This window comes from Lactobacillus kimbladii (assembly GCF_014323605.1).
Lineage (GTDB): Bacteria > Bacillota > Bacilli > Lactobacillales > Lactobacillaceae > Lactobacillus > Lactobacillus kimbladii_B.
This window is the reverse complement of the sequence record NZ_SCMB01000001.1, coordinates 429,552-453,321: the sequence shown is the minus strand read 5'-3', so window position 1 is coordinate 453,321 and position 23,770 is coordinate 429,552. Positions and strand designations below refer to the sequence as shown.

Sequence of the window (23,770 nt, the reverse complement as noted above, 5' to 3'; positions counted from 1 at the left end):
TCTAATAAAGAATGCTCCTAACAACTTTGCTTGCTAGGAGTATTTTTATGTAGTAATTAAAGTCAGCAATATAACTAATTAAATAAATTATTTATTTAAATGTGGCATCTATTTATACGAAAGAAAGATATTTAATATCTATAATAATGTTTGGATCAACTCAAAATAGTAAAGAATAAAAGAAGAATAGATGAGTTTTAGTTCACTAAACAATAAAAATACATTTAACGCCAACTTAATTCACCAGAGCCAATTTGATAATCATGCCAAAGATAATAGATTTCAATTTTATCTTGCTTAGACAATTTAGACATAAAAATATGACCTGCGAAATTGTCTTAATTCAGGGGTCATATCATTTACTACGTCTAGTAGCTTTTTTGCAATTAATTTGTTTTAGCTGCTATTCGCTCATCATGCCATTCAAGAATCATCTTTACTATGGCATTAGCGACATTCAAGTTTTTTAACAATGGTCCGTGAGAATAGGTACCAGTGAAATTACGATAACGCAGGCCTTCAACGTGGTCTTGCGGGTTGTTGCCGTAGCCTTCAATCATTTCTCCTAAGGGATGCAGCTTATCCTGATCGTCAAAATAAGTTTGCCCGGAATGATTTTCAAAGGCCTTGACTTCGCCCCATTCACTCATGTAGCGGGTATCGCCAATCATGCGCTTATCTGCTTTAAAAACAGTATGGAAGGGCAGGATATCTAGCCCCTTGATAGTCACACCGGCATTAGTTTTGTAATAAGTGCCAACGAGTTGGTAGCCGCCACAAACGCCTACCATAGGTTTACCTGCGTTAATGTACTTGGTTAAAGTTTCTTTATGACGCGGTAAATCTTTGGCAATAACAGTTTGCTCGAAGTCCTGTCCACCGCCAAAAAAGATGAAATCATAGTCAAAAGCATTGAACTCACTACCAAGAGAAATATTATCGACTTGCGTAGTATAGCCTTGCTTTTTAAGTAAAAAACTTATGATTTTAACATCTCCGGAATCACCATAGGTGTTCATCAGGTCTTCGTATAAATATGCAATCTTGATTATTTTGTTCGCCATTGTTTACCAACCCCTATTTTCTTGTTTAAAGTATATCTTAATAGTTAGAAGTGGGCAAAGAATAGTTATTTAAGATTTTGTTGCGCTGCAAAATGATTAATAGGGCCATATTTGGAGCCAACTGCAATGGGGTGAGCAATAGCTTCATAAGTAAAATCTTTAGCAGTTTGTACACTGGCAATAATTGATTGTCCTTTTGCTAATTCAGCAGCAATTACTGCTGATAGTGTGTCACCTGTACCATTAATTCTATCTGTATTAATAAACGGCTTGGTAAATTCGTGAAATTTTCCGTCTGCAGTGAGTAAAATATCTGTTACTTGCGACTGCGCAGAATCATCATGACGGCCTTTCATTAAAACATTTTTGGCTCCCATATCCTGCAATTTTTTGGCTCCCTGATGAATTTCATCTTTGCTAGCTAAATTCAAACCGGTTAATTTTTTCTGTTCGTAAAAGTTAGGCGTAATAATGTCAGCCAGTGGCATTAACTGCTCAAGAAAAGCCTGGTAGGCATCGTCATCAAGCAAGGTATCACCGTGTTTGGTCATAATAACCGGATCGAGTACGATCTTACCCATATCATACTTGTGCAAATTAGCAGCAACACAGGCAATTACGTCCTTGTTAGCCAGCATACCGGTTTTTAGTGCGTCAATTTTAAAATCATCGTTTAGTACGTCAAATTGTTCCTGAATAAAAGAAATAGGCATAACTTCTTGTGCATATATACCAGTTGTATTACCAGCAACGGCAGCTGTTAAAAGCCCCATACCATATACTTGACGGGCATAAAATGAATGTAAATCAGCAGTCATCCCCGCACTGCCATCGCTGTCATTTCCCGCGATTGTTAAAGCAATAATTTCTTTTTTCATTTTCATGTATCCTCTTTTTAACGTAAGCTCTATGTAACCAGTATAACTTAAAATAGGGATAATGTTATAATAATTTCTTGTAAAAGCAAGTCCGGGTAGTAAAATTAGTATAAACCGCTTTCTGTCGGAGAGGATACAAGAAACAATATGCTAAAACAATATATTATGGCAATCGATGAGGGAACTACTTCAACCAGAGCGATGATAATTGATCATCAGGGCAGAAAAATAGCTTCATCACAAAAGGAATTTCCCCAATATTTTCCTCAACCTGGTTGGGTAGAGCATAAACCTGAAGAGATTTGGCACGCAGTTCAAACAACAATTGCCAATGCCATTATTAATTCTGGCGTGCGACCGGGGCAAATAGCAGCAATTGGTATTACTAACCAGCGTGAAACAACGGTAATTTGGGATAAAAAGACCGGCAAACCCATTTATAATGCAATTGTTTGGCAGTCACGGCAGACAACCGACTTGGCTGAAAAGTTAAAGACCGATGGCTATAGTGAATTGATCCATAAAAAGACGGGACTAATAATTGACCCGTACTTTAGTGCTACCAAAATTCGCTGGATTTTAGACCATGTTGCTGGTGCACAAGAAAAGGCCGAAAATGGTGATTTGCTTTTTGGTACAATTGACAGCTGGCTTTTGTGGAACTTAACTGATGGTGAAGTCCATGTGACTGACTACACTAATGCTTCGAGAACGATGCTGTTTAATATTCACGACTTAAAATGGGATGACGACATTTTGAAACTGCTCAATATTCCCAAAGTAATGTTGCCAGAAGTTAAGTCCAATTCTGAAATCTATGGTTATACCAAGTCTTATACCTTTTTTGGTGGCAAAGTACCAATTGCCGGTATTGCCGGAGATCAGCAGGCAGCCTTGTTTGGTCAACTGGCTTTGAAAAAAGGCATGGTTAAAAATACTTATGGTACTGGCTCCTTTATCGTGATGAATACCGGTGAGCAGCCGACAGAGTCGGACAATAATCTATTGACGACTATTGCTTATGGCTTGAATGGGAAAATTTCTTATGCTTTAGAGGGTTCTATTTTTGTTTCAGGCAGTGCTATTCAGTGGCTGCGCGACTCGTTAAAAATGATTAAGACGGCTGCAGATTCGGAAAAAGCAGCCAGACAATCGAAGTCTGAAAATGAGGTTTACGTTGTTCCGGCTTTCACAGGTTTAGGTGCACCGTACTGGGATTCAGAAGCACGTGGATCCGTTTTTGGAATTACACGTGGAACAAATGATAAGGATTTTATCAAGGCGACGTTGCAATCGCTGGCTTATCAAACACGGGATGTAGTGGATACGATGCAGGTTGATTCCGGCATTAAAATTCCAACCTTGCGCGTTGATGGCGGAGCGTCCAATAATGATTATTTGCTCCAATTCCAGTCAGATATCCTGGGCATTAAAATCGAACGTGCTAAAGTATTGGAAACAACTTCAATGGGCGCAGCCTTCTTGGCTGGCCTCGCAGTCGGCTATTGGCAAAATGTGGCTGAATTAAAAGATATTTTTGTTGTAGGCAAGACCTTTGAACCTCAAATGCCTGAAAGTGAAAAAGAACATTTATATCAAGGCTGGAAGAAGGCCGTAAAAGCTACTCAGGTTTTTGCACATGGTGAATAAGTTATTTAAAAAAGGGGGACAAGAAATTGGCACATGATCGAATAGTAGCACTAGATAGTCCGATGAACTTTCGTGATGTTGGCGGTTATCAAAGTGTGACTGGTAAAACAGTTAAATGGAATAAAATTTATCGTTCAGATTCACTTAGTTCTTTAACGGCCAGGGATCAAGTTAAATTAGCTAAAATGCGTGTCACTGTTGATTGCGATTTACGCTCTGAATACGAGAAGTCCTCTTCACCGGATATTTCTTGGCCCGATGTGGAATATGTGGACTTGCCGGTATATTCTGATAACGTCAATGATGCCCAAAACAATCGTTCAATCTACCGTTTTTTGCACCATATTCCTGATATGCACAATAATTTTATTGGTCGCATTTACCAGCAAACTCTGCTTAGTTCGCACAGTCAGGAAATGTTTGCCCGTGTTTTTGCGGAACTGCTAGAATTGCCCGCAGATGAAGCACTGGTCTATCACTGCAGTGCTGGTAAGGACAGAACAGGAATGGTTTCGGCTTTAATATTAATGGCACTTGGAGTAGATGATGATACCATCGCCCGCGATTATTTATTAACTAACGAGTTATATGATTTTGCTGTTTCTCGCCAATTGCCAAGTAATGATGAAATTACGCAAATGGTTTCAAAAATGAATGTAACTAAAGGTGAAGGTATAGCTATTCGCGGCATTACAGAAACAGTCCGTGGCGGCTGGGGCGATTTTCCCACCTTTTTCAAAAAAGTATTGGGCTTTAATGATGATGACTTGGCTCAACTAAAACGAATGTACTTAGATTAGGGGCGAATCGTGATGGTAACCTTGCTTGATGTTGCTAAAAAAGCTAATGTTTCAAAGATGACAGGTTCATAAGTGTAGTCCTCTGGTGTAGTCAGGTGATGGGTTAATAGTTCTGTAAAATATTAAACAAAATGCTTAATTTAAAAAGAAAAAATCAACGAGATAAAAAGGCATTGAATTTTATTGTTCAATGTTTTTTTTCATATATATTTTTTCTTGAACTTAATATTAGTTATCAGTAAAAATATCAAAATTTAACCGTAAGGTATAAGAACTATATAAAGCCCTTTTTTAAGGAGATTAACCATTTATTTTTAAGTTTTACCGATAAGTTTTCTTTAAAGCTTGTATTTGATATATTATGGCAAATTTAAAATTATATTGACAAAAGGCACGATTTGAGTAATACTGAAACCGTATTCAATATACGGTATTTTGAATATTCTATAAAAAGGAGATTTTAAGTTGCAAACTGCACAGTATAAAATGAGAGGATTAGCGCTAACATTTTTAGCAAAAAAGTATTTACTTTTGGAACCTGACGATCGCGTACCAACAGTAGAGGAATTTTGCAAAGAATCAAATATATCTCAGGGTACAATGCAGGCAGCAATTAGTATCTTAAAGGAGGATGGTGCAATTAGTACAAGATCAAGAGGTCATTTAGGTACATTTGTTGAAAATGTTAATCACCAAAAGCTACTTTCTTATATAGGAAATCATACATTGGTTGGTTCATTACCACTACCATATACTAAAAAATATGAAGGACTCGCAACTGGAATTTACAAGGCATTTTTGAACAATGAGATTCAGGTCAGTCTTTCGTATATGAATGGTAGTGAAAAGAGACTTTCGGGATTACAGGAAGATCGTAGCAATTTCATTATCACTTCAGGCTTAACTGCTGATTATTTAATTAAAAAAAATGACAACTTAGCGGAATTTTTAGTACTGCCTGAACAAACTTATGTTACAAAGCACGTTTTAGTTTTCAGAAAAGGTGAAGATGCACAAATAAAAAGTGGTGCCAAAATTGGGGTAGATACACAGTCCATTGATTATACTTTACTGACTAAATATGTGACTAAGGGCCAAGATGTACAGTTAATTCAAATGCCATATAACCAAGTGAGCAAGAGTATAGAAGAAGGACTAATCGACTTTGCTATTTGGAATGAGGATGAAGTTGTCGAACATAACTATCCACTTGCTTATAATGAAATAGATAATAACTTAACTGTTCGCTCTTCTCAAGCTGTATTTGTTGGTAAAAAAACGGATATTTTTACAAAAAGTATTTTAGAGAAAACGATAGATGTAGATAAATTACTAAGCACACAGAAAAAAGTGATTTCTGGAGAACTTCTTCCAGAATATTAAGGATGTGGTCATTTTTAATGCAAAAACAGACACAAAATAAGTTAAATTTACTATTGCAGGTAGGTAAAATTAATGATTTAGACGTAAAATTTCTTAACGAAATTGATAATGATTTGAGTAAATATGATGATGGAAATAAAGAAGAGATGTTATTAATTCATGTGGCAATGACCATCTCAAGACAAAGAAATAACGAAATGATTGATACCATGCCGGAAGCTCTTTGGCAGCAAATAGAAAATAAGCCTGCATATCAACGAGCAAAGCAATATTGGCTAGAAAAGAAAGCAAAAGCACCAGTTGTCCTTAGTAAAGATGAAGATCAATATATTATTATGCATTTAGTAAATGTTTTATCGAAGGGAGGTCAATAATATGACTAAAATAGTAATTGGTGGTCAAATGGGCAAGGATGATATCAAGAAAGATTTACAAAAGTTAACAAGCGATAAAAATGTCGAAATTACTGTGCAGAGTGACCTGGATGCTGCAATGGCAGTCCAAAATCATCAAGCTGATTTTTACATCGGTGCCTGTCAAACTGGTGCTGGAGGTGCATTAGCGATGGCTACCGCCTTACTTGGTTCGGGAAAAACCCTCACTGTTGCTACACCAACTAAGGTATTAAAAGCAGATGAAATTAAAAAAGGGGTAGAAAACGGCAAAGTTGCTTTTGGCTTTACATTTAATGCTAAAGATACTGTATTGCCAGAAATTGTTAAGGCATTACCTTTATAGTGTTTTTAATATCAATATTCAATTTTTAGAATATTGAATATAAGGAGGAGAAAAAATGTCAATGACTACAATTATAAATTATGTTCTAATAGCCCTGGTTGGGGGCGTTGGTTCAGTTTTGGCGAATAAAGGCATTGCTGTTTTCAATGATGGATTAAGGCCAATTTATCCAGAATATTTTGACCACAAAATTAATAGACGTGAATTAGCTCTAACATCTTTTGGAGTTAGTTTTGGCTTAATTATTGGTTTTGGTATTCCTGTATCAATTGGTTCAACGATTTTACTCGCTCATAGTATTTTACTTGCTTGCGATATTTTTGGGACTTGGACACCTGATAATAAATGGGGTGCCACTGCTGCTTTTGCAATTGGAGCAGTTTATGGTGCTGGCTTATTATTAGGCTTATCCTGGATCGTTAAACTATTCAAAATGCTGCCATTTAACTTTTTTGGAGCACTTTCTCTTTTAGGTAGTCCAATATTGCTTGCCTTTTGTGCATTTCCAGCAATTGCAGTTGCAGAGCAACATAATGTAAAAAAGGGTCTTATTACCTTTGTTTGGACCTTTGTAACTTACATTCTAATTAGTAAGTTTGGAATCTTTAACTTGGGTAATGGTATTACCATCACTTTGAACGCAACCGGTATGGCACTATTAGTGGCAATGATTTGTATGGTTTATTACGCAGCCAAAGTAAAGGGAACCAATAACTCAAACGAAAATTTGGTTAATGTCTTTTCTGCACGTATTGGAAGAATTAAGAAAAATTGGATTTGGCTTTCATTAATGGGGGGCTTGATCACTGCTGCTTCAAGTGAATTAATTCTTGCAGTTGATGTTCTTCCTCAACAGTTATTGATTAAAGGGCAAATTCAAGAAGCAGCAATGGCAACTTTTGCCAGAGCCATCGGCTTCATTCCCTTAGTATTTTCCACCGCTATTGTAACTGGTGTTTACGGTATGGCTGGAACAACTTTAATTTTTGCCATCGGCTTGTTATTAAAAGGTCAACCGTTAGTTGCCTTTATCGCAGGTGCTGTCTGGATGTGGATTGAAGTACAAGCCTTAGGTGCTACCGCTAAAGGAATGGATAAGTTTCCAGGTTTACGTGATATGGGTGACCATATTCGTACTTCTCTGATGGAAACCATTTCAACTTCGTTATTAATTGGGGCGGCCATTGCATGTAATAAGATGGCACCAAATCTGGGATTCTTCTGGGTCATAGGTACCTGGCTCTTAAATAAAAAAATGAAGAAGCCTTTAGTTGATATGGCTGTAGGACCAATTGCCACTATAGCTTTAGGACTTTTGTTAAATATTTTAAGAATAGTTCATTTATTCTAAGGAGATTATATGACAGTTTTAAAACCAGGTATCACGTATGTGCATGAACATATTCCTATAGACCGCTCTGAAGTAATTGAGGATGAAGATGCATTACTTGATTCTCAACAGCTTGTAATACAGGAATTAAAAGAGCTTTACAAAAAAGGGGTAAGAAACATTGTTGAAGCAACCTGTCGAGGTATTGGAAGAAATATAGCTTATGCACAAAAAGTAGCTACAGAAACAGGAATTAATATTGTCCAAGCTACAGGCTGGTATCAATCCGCCTTTTTACCAATAGAAGTATATCAGTTATCAGTCACACAATTAGCTGAAATGATGATCAAAGACATTACAATAGGAATTAAAAATACAGATATTAAAGCTGGAGTCATAGGAGAAATTGCCACAACTAAAAATAGGTGGACTGAACAAGAAGAAAAAGTATTTAATGCAGCAGTTATTGCTAGTAAAGAAACTCATACTCCAATTATGACACATACCTCAATAGGTACTTTAGGACACGAGCAAGTTGAATTTTTTCAAAAAAAACATGCTAATTTAAGCAAAATCATTATCGGACATGTTGATTTAACCGGTAATCCTAATTATGTTTTAGAAATGTTAAAGACAGGAATCAACGTAGAAATAGATACTATAGGTAAAAATAATTATATGTCTGATGCTAAACGGGTGGACATAATTAAGGCAGCTCAAGATGCAGGCTTTACAGATCAAATTGTTATGTCGATGGACATAACCAGAAAATCTCATTTAAAAGCAAATGGTGGCATTGGCTATGCTTATTTACTGGATAGTTTCATTCCTGAGCTAAAAGCTGGCGGTGTAACTGAGGGGTTTATTAATAAAATGCTGGTAGAAAACCCTCAAAGAATTTTTGGTGGTGATTGGAATGACTGATTTTACAACATATCCGCTAGAAAGTATTACACCGGATGAAGCTTTAAAAAAGCAGTGGCAATTAGTAGATGCAATTACTAATGTTTTTGCGGGTAATGAGATTATTACCAGAGGAGACTTGGGAGTTATTCCAGGATTAAATGAACCCAAGTTTACAAAAAAGGCAGAGGAAGTAATCGCTAAGTTTTTTAATACTGAAGCCGCCATGCTGGTAAGAGGTTCAGGTACTGGCGCTATTAGAAACGCACTACATTCTGCTTTAAATGCGGGACAAACTTTGTTAGTTCATGAAGCTCCAATTTATCCCACTACCCAAGTTTCTCTAACTATGATGGGTGTAAAAACAAAAGAAGTTGATTTCAATGAAATTGATACTGTTAAATTACCGGAAAATATTGCGGGCATATTAGTTCAATATACTAGACAAAAGCCTGATGATTCTTATGATATGGGTCATGTTTTAAAAATCTTAAGGACGCACTATAACCGCAATATTCCTATCATTACAGATGATAATTACGCCGTTATGAAAGTGCAAAAAATTGGAACTGAACTAGGTGCAGATTTAAGTTGTTTTTCCACATTTAAGTTATTGGGTCCTGAAGGGATAGGATGTATAGTCGGTAAAAAAATGTACTTGGATAAACTACGAGAAGAAAATTATTCGGGTGGTTCGCAAGTTCAGGGGCATGAAGCTTTGGATGTTTTAAGGGGCATGGTATATGCACCTGTTGCATTAGCTAATCAGGCTCGAGTTATTAATGAGTTAAAAGAGAGACTTAATAACAACGAGGTTCCAGGGATCAAAAAAGCTTACGTTGCAAATGCACAATCAAAAGTTTTACTGGTGGAATTTGCTCATCCGATAGCAAAAGAAATTTTAAAAAATGTAGCTAAATTTGGTGGGGCACCTAATCCAGTTGGTGCAGAATCTAAATATGAAATTGTTCCTATGATATACAGAGTTTCAGGAACATTTAAAGCATATGATCCTGAATTATTGGACAATACTATTCGAATAAATCCATATAGAGCAGGTGCAGATACTATTATTAACATTTTACAAAAATGTATAAGGGAGGTGAAATAATGTTTTTACCTTCACTAAAAAAATATAACCCTTGTCTAATTGATTATGCAGTTCAACTTCATCAAAGTGGTCGGATTTTACCAGACACTTATGTCATTGATTTGGAAGCAATTAAAAATAATACTAAAAAAATGGTTAAGGTAGCTCAAGAAAATAAGGTTGAATTGCTTTATATGACAAAGCAATTTGGTCGTAATCCAGTTATAGCCAAAACGATTGAAGAAGCAGGAATACCACTAGCAGTTGTTGTTGATTTTAGGGAAGCAGAAACCTTTATGCATTATGGACTGCACCTCGGTAATGTGGGAAATTTGGTGCAAATGCCGAGAAGCTTAGTAAAAAAAGTCTTAGCTTATGGAACCAAATACGTAACGGTTTATTCGATGAACAATTTAGTATATATCAATCAAATAGCTAAAGAATTAAAAATAACTCAAAAAATCATCCTTAAAGTTATAGGAAATAGTGATGAACTCTATCCGGGACAAGTGGGAGGGTTAACTATCAGCGAGTTTGAGTCTAATTTCACTAAAATCGTAAACTTTTCAAATGTTGAGTTGGTTGGTATAACCTGTTTTCCCGCACTTTTATTTAATGACACTACTAATAAAATTGAACCTACTACTAATATTAAAACTATAGAAAAAGTCAGAAAAATATTTCGGGAAAATAATTATCCTTTACAGGTTGTGAGTTTACCTTCTGCTACATGTTGCAATTCAATTCCATTAATTAAAAAATTGGGAGGAAACGAAGGGGAGCCCGGTCATGGTTTATCAGGTACTACGCCACTTCATGCAAATTCAAGGCAACCGGAAATTCCGGCATACTGCTATGTTAGTGAGATTTCGCATAGTTTTAAGGGCCACAGCTATTTTTATGGCGGAGGATATTACAGAAGAGGACATGCACATAATGCATTAGTATTTGCTGATAATCAGGAATATGAAAGTAAAGTTTTGCCTTTTGATAGTGAAAGCATTGACTATTACTTGGAGCTTGAAGATTCTTATACAGAGGGTGCAACAGTTATTACTGATTTTAGGACGCAAATTTTTGTTACAAGAAGTGTTGTAGCGATTGTAGATGGTTTGCAATCAGGCAAGCCAAAATTATTAGGTTTATATGATAGTCAGGGCAAGCATATGCCTAAGGAGATAATGTAATGAGTAAATTTGGTGTAATAGTTTTAGACGGCTTTGGTGTTGGTGCAATGGACGATGTACCTCAAGTCCGGCCTAATGATGTTGGTTCAAATACAGCTTTAAATATCATTAAAGCTGAGCCGAATATTGACATTCCCAATCTTGAAAGATTAGGTTTAATTAATGCAATTGGTGTTGAACGTGGCAGACATATTTTTTCGCCAGACGCGAACTGGGGTACAGCTCTTCTTAAACATCACGGAGCTGATTCTTATTTAGGACACCAAGAAATAATGGGAACTAATCCACCAATGCCTTTACTTCAACCCTTTAATGAAGTAATTGATCAGGTTGAAAAGCAGGTAAAAGAAGACGGCTTTGCTGTAAAAAGATACGGAGATCCAGGATTAGAAATTTTAGTTGTTAATAACTGTGCAACTGTTGCTGATAATTTAGAAGCAGATCCAGGACAAGTATATAATGTTACGGCTACTTTAGATAAAATGTCATTTGCAGAAATTACAAAATTAGGAGAATCTGTTAGAAAAGTAGTCAAAGTATCCAGAGTAATTGCTTTTGGTGGTAGTGATGTGACCATTGATAATATTCTTGATGCTCGGCACATTAAAAAAGAAAAGTATGTTGGTATTTCTGCACCGGAATCAGGTGTATATAAGAAAAATTACCATGTTGTTCATTTAGGTTACGGTATTAATCCCAAGGTCCAGCTAGCTAGTATTTTGATTCGCCATGGAATTGATGTAGCCTTAATTGGTAAAGCTTCTGATATAGTAAGAGGTGACACTGATAGAAGATTTCCTGGTGTAGATAGTAACTACTTATTTGACAGATTTATGGATCAGGCAAAAGAAATAAGTAATGGATTAATTTTCATGAATATTCAGGAAACTGACTTAGCTGGTCACTCTGAAGATACAGATCATTATGCAAATATTTTGGAAATTGTAAATAGAAGATTGCCTGAAGCGGAGCAGTATTTTACCGGAGATGATATTTTAATTGTCATGGCAGATCATGGTGATGATCCTACTATCGGTCATGCACAACATACTAGGGAAAAGGTTCCTTTATTAATATATAAAGAGAATGTTCATTATAAATATGTTGGTGAAAGAGAATCTCTTTCTGATGTTGGTGCAACTGGGGCTGAATTCTTTGGAGTAGAAATGCCACAGAATGGAACTAGCTTTCTTAACAGAATAACAGGCGGTGTGGATATTTCTTGATAATGCTATAATATATTTAAGGCTTTTACTGATTTATATAGACCAAAAATGATAGACGAAAAATGCGGCTCACATGAGTCGCATTTTTTTGTTTTGGCAAAAAAATAATTTGGGCTTAAAATTAAATAAAAAAGAGGCCAAGTTTATGGAAAATATCAAAATTATTCAAGGGGACATAACTAAATTAACGTTAGATGCAATTGTTAATGCTGCCAATAAGACATTGTTAGGTGGCTTGGGTGTTGATGGGGCAATACACCGGGCAGCTGGACCGCAGCTACTAGCAGAGTGTCGCCAGCTTCATGGCTGTGAAACGGGGCAGGCTAAGATTACCAAGGGGTACATGTTACCTGCTAAGTTTGTCATTCATACCGTGGGGCCAATTTATTCAGGTTCTAAACAAGATAATGAGTTATTAAAAGACTGTTATATAAACTCGTTAGCTTTAGCTAGAGATCATAACCTGCATAGTATTGCTTTTCCGGCAATTTCTACAGGAGCTTACGGTTTTCCGGCTGCACCAGCTGCCCATATTGCTTTTACTGCCGTGCAAAATTGGCTTACGGAGCATTCTGACTATCAAATGAAAGTTATTATGTGTGCCTTTGATGCCCAAACGGCAGAGTTATACCGAACAGAAGTTAAAAAATATGCTTGAGTAAAAATTAAAAAAGTTGCTATCAATTGCTTTTCGAAAATTAATCTTCCTGACATCGAACCATCCCTTTAGTTGCTAAATCTTATTTTGATAATTTAGCCACAATAATACCCCTAAATTTAGAACAAATTTGGGGGTATTTTTCACGTAAATACGGTTGGTTCTTATTTTACGACCACAGCGAAGGCTTCATATGGCCTTAAGTTAATGTTATTAAGTGATTGCGGTGCATTATAGTTACTAATTAAAACCTAGTCAATTTTATCTGGTGCAGAAAACTGTTCAACACTATCTGTCAAATTGGCAACAACTAACCAGCGCATGCCTGCAAGTTCACGGTAATAAGCCAAGATGCTAGGGCTGGCGGAAACAGGAGTGAAGTTGCCATTAGTGATAATTTCGTTTTCATGACGTAATTTAATGAGTTTGTGATAGGTATAAAAAACTGATTGTGGGTCAGCTAAAGTGGCTTGAACGTTAATATCCTGATAATTGGGATTAAGTGCTAGCCAAGGCGTCCCGGTAGTAAAGCCAGCAGCAGAAGCCGCTGACCATTGCATCGGCCTGCGCGCATTGTCGCGCCCTTTAGCATTGATTGACCTGATCAGTTCTTCTTTAGTATACCCTTGCTTGAGTCGCTCATTATACATATTGATACTTTCGAGGTCTTCAACTTCAGAGATATCTTTGACTGGGCAGTTAGTCATACCAATTTCTTCACCATTATAAATATACGGAGTACCACGCATTAAATGTAAGGCAATGGCAAACATTTTGGCAGATTGTACGCGGTATTTGCCGTCATCACCCCAACGTGAAATGACACGGGGAAGGTCATGGTTTTCCCAAAATAAACTATTCCAGCCATGATTATAATCGATTTGCGTCTGCCATTTAACTAAAACTTCCTTAAGATCGCTGGCTTTAAAGGGCTTGAGATCCCATTTTGGTTTTCCCAGTTGTTTATCAATATTCTGATCTTCAAATTGAAAAATCATGGAGAGTTCATGCCGGTCAGGATCAGAATACTTGCGGACACTGTCAAGGTCGGCACTCCAGGTCTCACCAACAGTGACTACATCACGGTTAGCTAAAACAGCTTGGTTCATTTCCTGAATATAATGATGAAGCTGTGGACCATTTTCGCGAATTTTGCGATCAGGCTCTTTGCCAATCAGTTCGATTACGTCCATGCGGAAGCCGCCAATGCCTTTATCAAGCCAGAAGTTCATCATGTCGTATATTTTGTGCCGTAATTTTGGATTTTGCCAATTCAAATCTGGTTGTTGCGGGGCAAAAAAGTGCAAATAATATTGACCGGTTTGAGCATCAAATTGCCAAGCAGAACCTGAAAAGTCAGATTTTAAATCGTTAGGTTCATGACCGGCAACAGGATCACGCCAGATGTAAAAATCACGGTAAGGATTATCTTTACTTTTGCGTGCCTCAATAAACCATTGATGTTGATCAGAGGTATGATTAACAACTAAATCCACGATGATCCGAATGCCGCGTTTTTTAGCTTCACTAATCAGCCTGTCCATGTCTTGCATGGTGCCATATTGCGGATCAATTGCTTCATAATCGGCAATGTCATAACCATTATCGATGCCGAGAGATTTGTAAATTGGCGAAAGCCAAATTGCATCGATCCCCAATTTTTGCAAATAATCCAAGTGACTCATAATGCCGGGCAGGTCTCCAATACCGTCACCGTTACTGTCTTGGAAAGACTTGGGATAAATCTGATAAATTACTGCATTTTTCCACCATGGTGTCATCTTAATTCTCCTTTGCAATCGCTCACATTTTCAGTTAATTATAACACTGCAAGATAGGATAAATTAATGTTACCGGTATCTGATTAAAGTCCTAAGTCCGCAATTAGCTGCAGCGCTTCTTTATCATCGCCCAGTTGCAATAGGGCATCTTTTAAGCATAGCATGGGCTTGCCGTCACGGTCGGGGGTTGTTTGGGCATGAGCCAAAGAACTGAGAATGGCTTCGTGCACAATATCTACCGTAATCCTAAAGTAGCGGTCAATTTTGTCATCAGTAATTGCCTGAATCGTGCTTAATTCGTGGTCAGGGAAATGACTTACACGGTTAGCAGTAGAAAAAGCCAGAGTAATCTCACCACTGCCGTTGCCGCTAAATGAGCCACTGCGTGTGATGCCGATACCGGAACGTTTGGCAATGCGTTTTAATTGTCTTGAGTTGAACGGAATATCGGCAGCAATTATTGTAATAATACTGCCTTTTTCCTTACTGTCTTTGTTATCCACAAACTTTTTACCAATGGCATGACCATAAATGTTCAAATCAGTACTGAGGCCAAAATTGGACATGACTAGCGCGCCCATTGTAAAGGTCTTGCCGTCAATCTCGACTTGTCTTGAAGCAGAACCAATGCCACCCTTAAGTTCATAGCAGCGCATACCTGTACCGCCACCAACTCCGCCTTCTGCGAAATCAGTTGCTGCAGCGGCATAAGCATCGTTGACATCGTTTTCAGTGACGCCTAGATCGCGGATATGATTAATTGAGCTGTCATTGCACTCCATAATGATCGGATTGACACTACCAGTTGAAAGGCCAATTTCAGGATTTTCAGCCAGCATTCTTTTTACTAAAGCCATTGAGGCGGTACCGACACTGAGTGTATTGGTCAAAACCAGGGGTGTTTCAATTGTGCCCAGTTCGTTAACTTGAATAAGTCCTGTGCTTTTGCCAAAGCCGTTAATTACATGTGCAGCTGCCGGCATTTTTTCACGAAAGATATTATCTGGGCAGGGGTTGATCACAGTTACACCAGTCCTGAGTCTGTCAGTAACAACCGTCTTGTGGCCAACTGTAATGCCCGCAACATCTGTAATTAAGTTTTTTGGTCCAGGCTTAGTATCGCTAAGCGCAAATAAAAGTGGTTTATTAAGTCCCATTTTTACTCCTTTTTTTAAAAAATTTTCTTCTCTTATTAAAACGGTTCGTTTATTTTTATGCAAGACGAAAAATTCCGTCAATTATGACGGAATTTTTGAATTTGCAATCATCCTTTTTTCTTTTTACTAAAGCAACTGGCAAGCAGGCTGCAAATTACCGACAAAAAGCCTAACAACAGCACAATTATTTGTGAACGTTCATTAGTGCCAGTTTGTGGCAACTCTTCTTCTTGGCCATTGTTGGTGATAAGTGTTGGATTAGTGGAGTCAGAATCACTGTCAGAGGATTTGAAAATAGTATAGTTCTCAGTAACACCATTCTTGTTGAGCCTGTGTTTGTTTTGGGACTCATTAGTTTGGGAAGTTGAAGTACCATTTTGGCTAGGGTTATTACTGGATGAATTTATTGGACTATTTTGGTCATTTTCTTCAGGGATGGCATTATTTTGAGCATAAATATAAGTTACGCTTTGCTGTTCAGTGCTGAAAAAACCGGTGGCATTCTCAGGTCTTACTTTTAAAGTATAATCTGGGATCTCAACAATACCAGTGGTGTAGCCGTCACCCACATTACCTTGTAATACCGTTTCAGGTGCAATTTGATTGCCGTTTTCATCTTGATAATAGACGGTAACATCTGCAGCTTTAATTGGTGTGATGGTAGAGTTGGATTCTGGGTCAGCAGAATAAATAAATTCGATGTTCTGCGGCTGATCGGTGAAAACCCCAGTAGAATTATCCGGGACTTCCTTTACGATATATCCCGGAATTGGCTTCGCAGTCACTTTATAAGCATCGCCAATTTTGCCCTTCAAACTAATATCGGGTGCAAGTGATCTTTTACTAGTATCCAAGTAAGAAACAGTAATAGGATTACCTGGTCGAATATAAGTGTCACCAAGAATGTTGTGGGCATGGGCAATTAAGTCTTCAGACAGATATTTATTGTTTGCTTGTGGTTCGTCTTCGCTTCTATCGCCGATATTGACCCAAGTTCCTGGAGTGTTAAGATGCGTATCATTAATATATGTACTTTTACCTAGTTTAAGGGTATTTAATTTAGCGAGTCCATCTAACATATAACCCTTATCAATATTGGGATCTATGACAAAACTCCTGAGATCAAGTTCTTTTAAGTTACTACAATTATTAAACATTCCATTCATATCAATTACGTTAGACGTGTCGAATGATGATAAATCCAACTTGGTTAAGCTGGAGCAATCCTTAAAAGTCCAAATCATTTTTTTAACTTGGCTAGTATTAAACTTACTAAGATCTAAAGCAGTTAAGCTTGAACATCCACTGAACATGTGACTTATATCGTCCACCTTGGCTATTGTGAAATCAGGTGAAAACTTAATGTTCTGTAAATTTTCACAATCCTGAAACATGCTCTCTACATAACTAGTATTAGCAGTATTAAAACTTGATAGGTCCAGACTTGCTAATTTACTGCAGCCCGCAAACATAAAAGACATATTAGTAACTTTGGTGGTCTGTAAATTATCAATGCCAGCTATGCTGGTTAAATTTTGGCAATTCGCAAACATGTACCGCATATCACTGGTAGCAGATGTATCCAGATTTTCCAAACCAGTGATTTTAGTTAAATTAGTTAAGTCCTTAAACATTTCAGAAGCTGAACCAATCTTTAGTTGACCTGTAAATTTAACTTCTTGGATATCGTCACTATTAATGCCGGTAATGTGAGCTAAAGAATCCGGTTGACCTACACTACCACTGGGGACGGTAATGACATGGTTACTATAGCTGATATCAAGATTGCCCCATTTAAAATTAGCAGCACTTGGAGCAGTAGACTCTGCAATTTTTGGCTGAAGTTGTTTTTGAGGGTTTGGTTGCTCTTTGCTAATTAACTTAGAATTAGCATAATTGGTATTATTAATTTGTTTATTCTTAATTTGTGCAGGAGAGGGCAGAGATGGATCTGCTTTAGCTGTTATAGAGTTAACAGTTAGTGAACTTGAAATTGCTGTAGCAACACTAAAAAACATTGTTGCTGTTTTGGTTCGCATAGGTTTCTTTTTCTGGCTCATTTTGCTATTCATTCCTTGATTATAAAATAAACATATACATGATTAATATTTTTCTTATACCTATTTCCCTTATTATACAATTCATTAAACTTAATAACACTATTTATACATTTCACCTTGTTTGGCAAGAATAAATAATTAGCTCACCTAAAAACTGTTTTTGATTTATAAATTTAATTTCGTTATTTGCTGGAGGTATTACTCTAATTAGTAATATAAACACATCATCTTGAAGTTGTTTAATAAGTTTTGAGCATAAAAAAGAACTCAATTAGCATTTTAACTACTAGTTGAGTTCTTTTTATTTATAAAGTAAATCTCTTAATCTTTAAAAGTTTGCTTTCTTGACAAATTGGTTCTTGCCTACGATGTAGTATAACTTATTGTGCATCTTAATAGCACCACCGTAAGTTCTAACTGTCTTATTCTTTTTAAGGACTTTGTGACCATAACGTTTAACTTTATTATTAGCTTTCTTAGTGTAAATAAAGGCATTGTGCTTTAATTTACGGTTAATGCCAGTAACATTATTAGCCTTAACGAAACGGTTCTTGCCTAAAGCGTAGAACTTCTTGCCGTTAATGGTCTTAGTACCATAAGTAGTAACAGTTTTACCAACGAAGTATTCACCTTTTACATGCTTGCCTTTTTGGTTAAAGATATAAGCGTTGTGGGTAACAACTCTCTTAACACCTTTCTTGGCCTTCTTAGCTGGCTTCTTGCTGTCAGCAGCAGGCTTGGTAGTGTCCTGTTTGTCAGTCGTGGTTGTAGTATTATTACTTGGAGTTGAAGGGGTGCTTGCTGTATTGTTGTTATCCACTGGTTTTGTAGTGGTGTATTCACCAGCATATTCAGTAGTATCATTTTTACCATCAAATTTTCGCATGAGTTCTATTGAACTTAATCCTTTGTTATTACTGTCTTTATTGTCTTTTAGGAACCAGAAAGTCTTTCCTTCGCTGAGACTTTCTTTTTCTGAACCAGGTAGTCCTGAGCTGTTAATGATATTGCTTCTACCAAGTTTAATATCATTTAGGCTATCCATACCTGAAAACATGTTTTGATCAATTGTATCAGTTTTTCCATCACTAGGTTCTATGACATTCATCTTAAAATTACTAATGTCTAAAGACGTTAAAGCACTTTTGGTTACTGAACGTATTGTGCATCTGTTTTGCACTGGTAGTATCAAACTTATCCAAACCTTTAATTTCAGTCAATTTTGGAGTGTCATTTGCATCTAGTTTATTGTCAGGATTAAATGTATCATTTATAGCAAACATGTATGACATGTCAGTTACAACAGAAGTGTTAAAGAATGACAGGACTACTGAAGTCAATTTAGGATCACTGGCAAACATTAGTTTCATGTTAGTGCCTTTTTTTTGTGTCAAGATTGATTAATCTTTCAATTTCGAAAATTGCAATTTTAAGTTGAACACCCTATTTGATCTGATAGATGCAATCTAATCTTCTTTCATATAATTCATCGGGTGTGTGGTGGGCTAAGATTTTGCGGGGCAGGTTATTGCACCAGTCCTCAATGCCGTAGATTTGCCTTAAGTCATAATCCTTGATGTACTTGCCTTTAGGAATGAAGCGCCGAATTAACCGGTTGTGCCGCTCAACCCCGCCCTTCTCGCACGAGGTGTAGGGGTGTGCATAGTAAACCAGCGTCTGCGCTGCTTGTTCTAACTGGGCTGGATCCGCAAACTCAGAACCATTATCGGTGGTAATGGTCTTAAAAACTTCGTGCCAGTGCTCCTGGTATTGGCTGCGCAAGGTTTTAAAGGCCGCCATCACGCTGGCAGCCGTCTTATCCTTAATCGGGATAATCATGAATTTGCGGGTCATGCGTTCATACAGGGTCAAGAGAGCTTGGTCATCTTTAGTTTTATGTCCTAAAACCAGATCGCACTCCCAGTGGCCAAACTCGCGGCGCTGGTTAATAGTAGCCGGCCGTTCACTAATACTGCGGCCCAATCTGCGTTTATGCTGGCGTACCCGTTTGGCTTTCGTCTTGCGGCTTAAGCACTCAGGCAAGTCAGTTGCCTTAATCTGTAATAAACCAAGTTCCACATAATGGTAAAGCGTCTTGGTGCAGACTGTTTCATTCCGGGTAAAGGCGCCGCTGGCTAAGGCCCGACCGGCGCAGGCATCAAGCGACCAGCCCTGCTTGAAGAAGTGCCGTTCAACGTACTTAATGAAACGGGTTTTGGCTAGAAAAGCTTGCTTACGGCCGCAGTTTAAGCGCCTTATCTGGTAGCGTCTTTGCGCCACTTGCGCATCGTAGCGGTGCCGTTTACCGTGATAGAGTGCAATCTGGCCGCGTTCAAGCTCGTACTTGACTGTGGTGGGCGAACAGTTGAGACTAGCGGCGATTTGACGCAGGGACTGGCCTTGGCTGCGTAAAACTTGGATAATTACGCGGTCTTGCAAAGCAAGATGTTGGCCCTTTTGGTGACTAGATATGGTAGAATTAAGCGAGTTCATTGGAAACTTCTTTCTAGAATTGATTGGGTTAATTACATTCTATCAGAGAAGTCCAATGGACTTTTTTTATTTTCTAATCAGGATAAGTGTTCAACTTCATTTTACAATTTACCAATTTAAAAATACTCCGAAAAGCCAATCATGCCTCACGGAGTATTTTAAAGTTTACATTAAATTTAGTTATTCTTTCTTTTTACGATTAAACCAAGCACCTACTATACTAGTAATAATTGCCATAAAACCAACTAGCAAAGCAACAAATCGTGATTGTTTGTCAAAGCCGGTTTGTGGTAGTTTTTCACCCTGTTTTGTATCTTTATTGCTTAATACCTTAGTAGCAGCATGACCATTATGGTTGTCAGAGCCAGTTAAATTACTTGGATCGCCATTATTTTTACCACTATTAATAAGCTTGCGGTTTCCAGCATTATCATTATGATCTTTTGTTTTTGGTAAATTATTGGTCTTGCCAGTTCCATCAGTTATATCAATACCATTTCCTATATTATTGTCATTATTTGGAAGATTATCCTGATTGTCTTTGACATATACGTAAATTACGCTTTGAGGATAATCACCAAAGAAACTGGTAGCGTTATCCGGTCTTGTTTTTAAAGTATAACCTGTAACTTCTTTAGCGCCAGTTGTATACCCATCGCCAACATAACCATTTAAAATTATGTCGTCCGCTAGGGTATTGCCCAATTCATCCTGATATTTTACAGTAACTGCTGCAGCCTTGTTACGATAATAGGTTTTTTCCACTTTGGCATAGACAAAGGTAACCGTTGGGTTAGAGTCAGCTCCAGTATAGTCTAGACTTGCAGTGTCAGTATCGGTTACTTTGTTGCCATTGATTAATATGTAGCTAAGCTTGTAGCCTTTAATTTCAGGGGCAGTGAAATGCTTACCTTTTTCGCCTTCTTCAATAGTGCCGTGATCAGAGGTCTTGCCTTCATTATCAGGCAAAGCTTTCCCACTTTCATCCTTATAATAGATACTGACTTGTTCTTGAAGTTTGGTATCAGCTTTGCCAACATTGCTGTTTTGATTTTTGTCGGAACCAGTAGTATTTTGGTCTAAATTTTCTTCTTGCACGATTTTGGCTGAAGCAATTGAAGTAGGAACAGCGCTAACTGGTTTTAAATTATTATTTTGATTAACTTTTTGGGTCATTAAATAGCCAGCTGATAAATTATCGGCTTTAACAGTATAAGCTTTTGTACCCAAAAGACTAATAGCTGTTATTGTTATACCGCTAACAAACAGCTTTTTGCTTTTTTTATAAAATTTACTTTGTGTAGTCATATAATCCCTCTTTTACTGATATTATTGAATATAAACCAATTATATGTCGTGACTTTTTGAAAGTCAATGCAACTTTGTAAAATAAAATAACATGTGTACTATAATTTATAAAAATGTTATTTTATTGTTTTAAAGTCTAACTGGGTACACTGAACTCAAGCTAGGCTATACCAGTAGTTTTCAATCCGAACAAGGGTTTAAGGATATCATACAAACAGAGTTGTAACAAATCAGTATTATCTAGGGTTTGTCTAGGAAGGGCAAGTACAGGGGATGATCTTCGATTTAATGAAGCTAGGATGTTTCAATGCTATTAAGATCAAACTATTTATGCAAATAAAATAAAACCGAGAACTACATTAATTGACTTAACAACATAAGAAAATATCATAAACTAAAATATACAATGTCGATCAATAATGAAGAATCGTGTATTAAATCTTTATCAAAGTTTAAATCCTTAACTTTTAGTAAATAGGATTAATATTATTAAGTATGAATGGTCTTTAACATGATAGCCATTTTTGATAGTTTTCATAACTGATATTTTTGTCTCTTATCAATTTTTGAAAAGGAGAGATTATATTAAAGTTGAAATCTTCGACAGAATTTTGCAGTTTAAATGCAGGCTCAATTGTATCATTCAAGTCGCTTGATTCTCGGGTTTTAGTCGTCATTTAGTCACCATCTTCTTTACTAATCCAAATAGCTGTATATTTGATGCTAAGAGCGCTTACTTAGAACTAACAATAGCAATTGTAATGCTTAAATGAAATTCCTTTTTAAAATTTAACTATCTATTTTGTATGTAAAAGTAACCGCAGTCAAATACTATCCTCATAATACTGTGTTAACCTCAGTATAGCATGGATTAACACAGATGACTATTTCGAAATAGATAATTTTTACTACTATTATATAGTTAACCTTTCAATTGCTATTTCAAAAACCAGATATGACCAAGTCGCCAGCCTATAGTAAGGACAAAAACAACGTTAAAGATAATAATTACTGTCCTGATAAAAGTCATATTTTGGTAAAATTTTGGCTTGGCCTTTGACCTGACTTGCACAGTCTTGTTAAATGTCTCGTGCTGTTTATTTTTTTTCAAAGATACCTGATGCTCTTTTTTAATATGCTTTGGCTTAGCAGTTAATTCGCTAGTCACTAGATTATGCTTAGTAGCCTTCATTTTGCTGATCAAGTCGCCCTGTGCAACTGTACGGTGTTGACCGTAACCGTATTTGGAAGTGTTAAAGTCTGAACATGTAATTAGGGTAATCATACTCTTATCCTGCACATTGTTTTCAACTTCAACTTGAGTTGGTTTGATGGCAAAAGACATCCTTTTTATTTTATACACGTAAATATGATGCAAGTCTGTTACATAGATGAGGTCACCAGGGTGTGCCAGATGTAAATTATCCAAAACTGCAGGACCATAAGACCCCATATAGTGTCCTGCAAGCACATAATTATTAGCACCGCCCATGACGCGATCGGGCAGACAGGTAACGACACCGTATTCTAAGTTCTGGTTTTGATCGCCATAACCGGCAAAAAGGGGGTTATGAATATTAACAGCAGGAATAGCAATGCGACCAATAGCGTATGCCTTAATTTGCTTGGCTCTAAGGACGCTGGCTGCACTAACTGATTTGGTTTTGCTGGCATCATAACTTGTTTTGCGTTTTTTATTTCTATCTGCTTTCTTTTGTGTTAAAGTGGTATTTGCTTTTTCCGCATTTTGCTGCACTACATAGGAGTTGCCAAAACCGGAGCCGAAAAAGATCAAGGTTACGCCCAGATAGAACAGGGCACCTAAAAGTAACACACGAATAGTGGACCATATTTGTGTTTTTAAAGATTTTGCTTTCTTTTTATTTGCCATTTGATTCTTTTCCTTTAAACTGCTATTAGGCTTCTGCTACTATTTAAGTATAAATTTGCGTAAAGCACAATTATTTATCTTGAATTAAACACTTAAAAAAAATAATCAAATAAGTATTGAAATCGCTTTAATACTGATTTATAATATCAGCTGTATGTAGACGTGTTACTGAT

Annotated in this window: 21 protein-coding genes and 1 pseudogene; 11 read left to right on the top strand and 11 right to left on the bottom strand. The window is 36.9% G+C overall.

Features of this window, described 5'->3' with window-relative positions; all coding sequences use genetic code 11:
• Window positions 1-386 precede the first annotated feature (386 nt).
• Complete coding sequence (locus ERK18_RS02215) at window positions 387-1,064, bottom strand: type 1 glutamine amidotransferase (RefSeq protein WP_187154096.1); 678 nt, start codon at window positions 1,062-1,064, stop codon at window positions 387-389.
• Window positions 1,065-1,129: 65 nt separating this feature from the next.
• On the bottom strand, window positions 1,130-1,942 hold the full coding sequence (thiD, locus tag ERK18_RS02210) for a bifunctional hydroxymethylpyrimidine kinase/phosphomethylpyrimidine kinase (RefSeq protein ID WP_046332760.1): 813 nt from the start codon (window positions 1,940-1,942) through the stop codon (window positions 1,130-1,132).
• Window positions 1,943-2,089: 147 nt separating this feature from the next.
• Here thiD and glpK point away from each other — a divergent pair, with 147 nt between their 5' ends.
• The 11 genes from glpK to ERK18_RS02150 all read left to right on the top strand — a co-directional run bounded on the left by glpK (window position 2,090) and on the right by ERK18_RS02150 (window position 12,907).
• Window positions 2,090-3,592, top strand: a complete 1,503-nt coding sequence (gene glpK, locus ERK18_RS02205) for a glycerol kinase GlpK (RefSeq protein ID WP_046332759.1) — start codon at window positions 2,090-2,092, stop codon at window positions 3,590-3,592.
• A 26-nt stretch (window positions 3,593-3,618) separates the two neighbouring features.
• A complete protein-coding gene (locus tag ERK18_RS02200) occupies window positions 3,619-4,392 on the top strand; it encodes a tyrosine-protein phosphatase (RefSeq protein WP_109586857.1) in 774 nt (257 codons plus the stop codon).
• Window positions 4,393-4,857: 465 nt separating this feature from the next.
• Window positions 4,858-5,775: a GntR family transcriptional regulator YhfZ gene (gene yhfZ / locus ERK18_RS02190; protein ID WP_187154095.1), complete on the top strand. Its 918-nt coding sequence runs from the start codon at window positions 4,858-4,860 to the stop codon at window positions 5,773-5,775.
• Between the two features lie 17 nt (window positions 5,776-5,792).
• Window positions 5,793-6,149: a PRD domain-containing protein gene (locus tag ERK18_RS02185; protein ID WP_187154094.1), complete on the top strand. Its 357-nt coding sequence runs from the start codon at window positions 5,793-5,795 to the stop codon at window positions 6,147-6,149.
• A 1-nt stretch (window position 6,150) separates the two neighbouring features.
• Window positions 6,151-6,513 carry a DUF2620 domain-containing protein gene (locus ERK18_RS02180; RefSeq protein WP_187154093.1) on the top strand — a complete coding sequence of 121 codons (363 nt, stop codon included), beginning with the start codon at window positions 6,151-6,153 and terminating at the stop codon, window positions 6,511-6,513.
• Window positions 6,514-6,568: 55 nt separating this feature from the next.
• Window positions 6,569-7,864: a YhfT family protein gene (locus ERK18_RS02175; protein ID WP_187154092.1), complete on the top strand. Its 1,296-nt coding sequence runs from the start codon at window positions 6,569-6,571 to the stop codon at window positions 7,862-7,864.
• A 9-nt stretch (window positions 7,865-7,873) separates the two neighbouring features.
• The gene (locus ERK18_RS02170) at window positions 7,874-8,767 is read left to right on the top strand and encodes a phosphotriesterase family protein (protein WP_187154091.1); all 894 of its coding nucleotides are present in this window, start codon (window positions 7,874-7,876) and stop codon (window positions 8,765-8,767) included.
• Window positions 8,760-9,857, top strand: coding sequence for an aminotransferase class V-fold PLP-dependent enzyme (locus ERK18_RS02165; protein WP_187154090.1), 1,098 nt, complete (start codon window positions 8,760-8,762; stop codon window positions 9,855-9,857). The genes ERK18_RS02170 and ERK18_RS02165 overlap by 8 nt, the downstream gene beginning before the upstream one ends.
• The gene (locus ERK18_RS02160; RefSeq protein WP_187154089.1) at window positions 9,857-11,023 is read left to right on the top strand and encodes an alanine racemase; all 1,167 of its coding nucleotides are present in this window, start codon (window positions 9,857-9,859) and stop codon (window positions 11,021-11,023) included. The genes ERK18_RS02165 and ERK18_RS02160 overlap by 1 nt, the downstream gene beginning before the upstream one ends.
• A complete protein-coding gene (locus tag ERK18_RS02155; protein WP_187154088.1) occupies window positions 11,023-12,249 on the top strand; it encodes a phosphopentomutase in 1,227 nt (408 codons plus the stop codon). The genes ERK18_RS02160 and ERK18_RS02155 overlap by 1 nt, the downstream gene beginning before the upstream one ends.
• A 145-nt stretch (window positions 12,250-12,394) precedes the next feature.
• Window positions 12,395-12,907 (top strand): O-acetyl-ADP-ribose deacetylase, encoded by a 513-nt coding sequence (locus ERK18_RS02150; RefSeq protein WP_187154087.1) that lies wholly within the window; start codon window positions 12,395-12,397, stop codon window positions 12,905-12,907.
• A gap of 164 nt (window positions 12,908-13,071) precedes the next feature.
• On the opposite strand, the pseudogene ERK18_RS02145 reads toward ERK18_RS02150, so the two are convergent.
• The 9 genes and pseudogenes from ERK18_RS02145 to ERK18_RS02105 form a co-directional block, all read right to left on the bottom strand.
• Window positions 13,072-14,688, bottom strand: a pseudogene (locus tag ERK18_RS02145) (glycoside hydrolase family 13 protein).
• An 83-nt stretch (window positions 14,689-14,771) separates the two neighbouring features.
• Entirely contained in the window at window positions 14,772-15,845 is a 1,074-nt protein-coding gene (locus ERK18_RS02140) for a P1 family peptidase (protein ID WP_187154086.1), read from the bottom strand.
• Between the two features lie 107 nt (window positions 15,846-15,952).
• A complete protein-coding gene (locus ERK18_RS02135) occupies window positions 15,953-17,905 on the bottom strand; it encodes a MucBP domain-containing protein (protein WP_187154085.1) in 1,953 nt (650 codons plus the stop codon).
• A 328-nt stretch (window positions 17,906-18,233) separates the two neighbouring features.
• Window positions 18,234-19,013 (bottom strand): SLAP domain-containing protein, encoded by a 780-nt coding sequence (locus ERK18_RS02130; RefSeq protein WP_187154084.1) that lies wholly within the window; start codon window positions 19,011-19,013, stop codon window positions 18,234-18,236.
• Window positions 19,014-19,023: 10 nt separating this feature from the next.
• A complete protein-coding gene (locus ERK18_RS02125) occupies window positions 19,024-19,299 on the bottom strand; it encodes a BspA family leucine-rich repeat surface protein (RefSeq protein WP_187154083.1) in 276 nt (91 codons plus the stop codon).
• 49 nt (window positions 19,300-19,348) lie between these two features.
• On the bottom strand, window positions 19,349-20,398 hold the full coding sequence (locus ERK18_RS02120) for an IS30 family transposase (protein WP_187154082.1): 1,050 nt from the start codon (window positions 20,396-20,398) through the stop codon (window positions 19,349-19,351).
• Window positions 20,399-20,578: 180 nt separating this feature from the next.
• A complete protein-coding gene (locus ERK18_RS02115) occupies window positions 20,579-21,706 on the bottom strand; it encodes a MucBP domain-containing protein (protein WP_187154081.1) in 1,128 nt (375 codons plus the stop codon).
• Window positions 21,707-22,212: 506 nt separating this feature from the next.
• Window positions 22,213-22,383, bottom strand: a complete 171-nt coding sequence (locus ERK18_RS02110) for a hypothetical protein (protein ID WP_187154080.1) — start codon at window positions 22,381-22,383, stop codon at window positions 22,213-22,215.
• A 260-nt stretch (window positions 22,384-22,643) separates the two neighbouring features.
• Window positions 22,644-23,597 (bottom strand): class A sortase, encoded by a 954-nt coding sequence (locus ERK18_RS02105; RefSeq protein WP_187154079.1) that lies wholly within the window; start codon window positions 23,595-23,597, stop codon window positions 22,644-22,646.
• Window positions 23,598-23,770 lie beyond the last annotated feature (173 nt).

Coding starts and splice junctions, on each gene's coding strand:
- ERK18_RS02175 (WP_187154092.1), top strand. CDS start 6,569: ATGTCAATGACTACAATTATAAATTATGTTCTAATAGCCCTGGTTGGG.
- glpK (WP_046332759.1), top strand. CDS start 2,090: ATGCTAAAACAATATATTATGGCAATCGATGAGGGAACTACTTCAACC.
- ERK18_RS02170 (WP_187154091.1), top strand. CDS start 7,874: ATGACAGTTTTAAAACCAGGTATCACGTATGTGCATGAACATATTCCT.
- ERK18_RS02165 (WP_187154090.1), top strand. CDS start 8,760: ATGACTGATTTTACAACATATCCGCTAGAAAGTATTACACCGGATGAA.
- ERK18_RS02115 (WP_187154081.1), bottom strand. CDS start 21,706: ATGACTACACAAAGTAAATTTTATAAAAAAAGCAAAAAGCTGTTTGTT.
- ERK18_RS02120 (WP_187154082.1), bottom strand. CDS start 20,398: ATGAACTCGCTTAATTCTACCATATCTAGTCACCAAAAGGGCCAACAT.
- ERK18_RS02185 (WP_187154094.1), top strand. CDS start 5,793: ATGCAAAAACAGACACAAAATAAGTTAAATTTACTATTGCAGGTAGGT.
- ERK18_RS02135 (WP_187154085.1), bottom strand. CDS start 17,905: ATGAGCCAGAAAAAGAAACCTATGCGAACCAAAACAGCAACAATGTTT.
- ERK18_RS02110 (WP_187154080.1), bottom strand. CDS start 22,383: ATGACGACTAAAACCCGAGAATCAAGCGACTTGAATGATACAATTGAG.
- ERK18_RS02150 (WP_187154087.1), top strand. CDS start 12,395: ATGGAAAATATCAAAATTATTCAAGGGGACATAACTAAATTAACGTTA.
- ERK18_RS02130 (WP_187154084.1), bottom strand. CDS start 19,013: ATGAATGTCATAGAACCTAGTGATGGAAAAACTGATACAATTGATCAA.
- ERK18_RS02140 (WP_187154086.1), bottom strand. CDS start 15,845: ATGGGACTTAATAAACCACTTTTATTTGCGCTTAGCGATACTAAGCCT.
- ERK18_RS02215 (WP_187154096.1), bottom strand. CDS start 1,064: ATGGCGAACAAAATAATCAAGATTGCATATTTATACGAAGACCTGATG.
- thiD (WP_046332760.1), bottom strand. CDS start 1,942: ATGAAAAAAGAAATTATTGCTTTAACAATCGCGGGAAATGACAGCGAT.
- ERK18_RS02180 (WP_187154093.1), top strand. CDS start 6,151: ATGACTAAAATAGTAATTGGTGGTCAAATGGGCAAGGATGATATCAAG.
- ERK18_RS02160 (WP_187154089.1), top strand. CDS start 9,857: ATGTTTTTACCTTCACTAAAAAAATATAACCCTTGTCTAATTGATTAT.
- ERK18_RS02105 (WP_187154079.1), bottom strand. CDS start 23,597: ATGGCAAATAAAAAGAAAGCAAAATCTTTAAAAACACAAATATGGTCC.
- ERK18_RS02155 (WP_187154088.1), top strand. CDS start 11,023: ATGAGTAAATTTGGTGTAATAGTTTTAGACGGCTTTGGTGTTGGTGCA.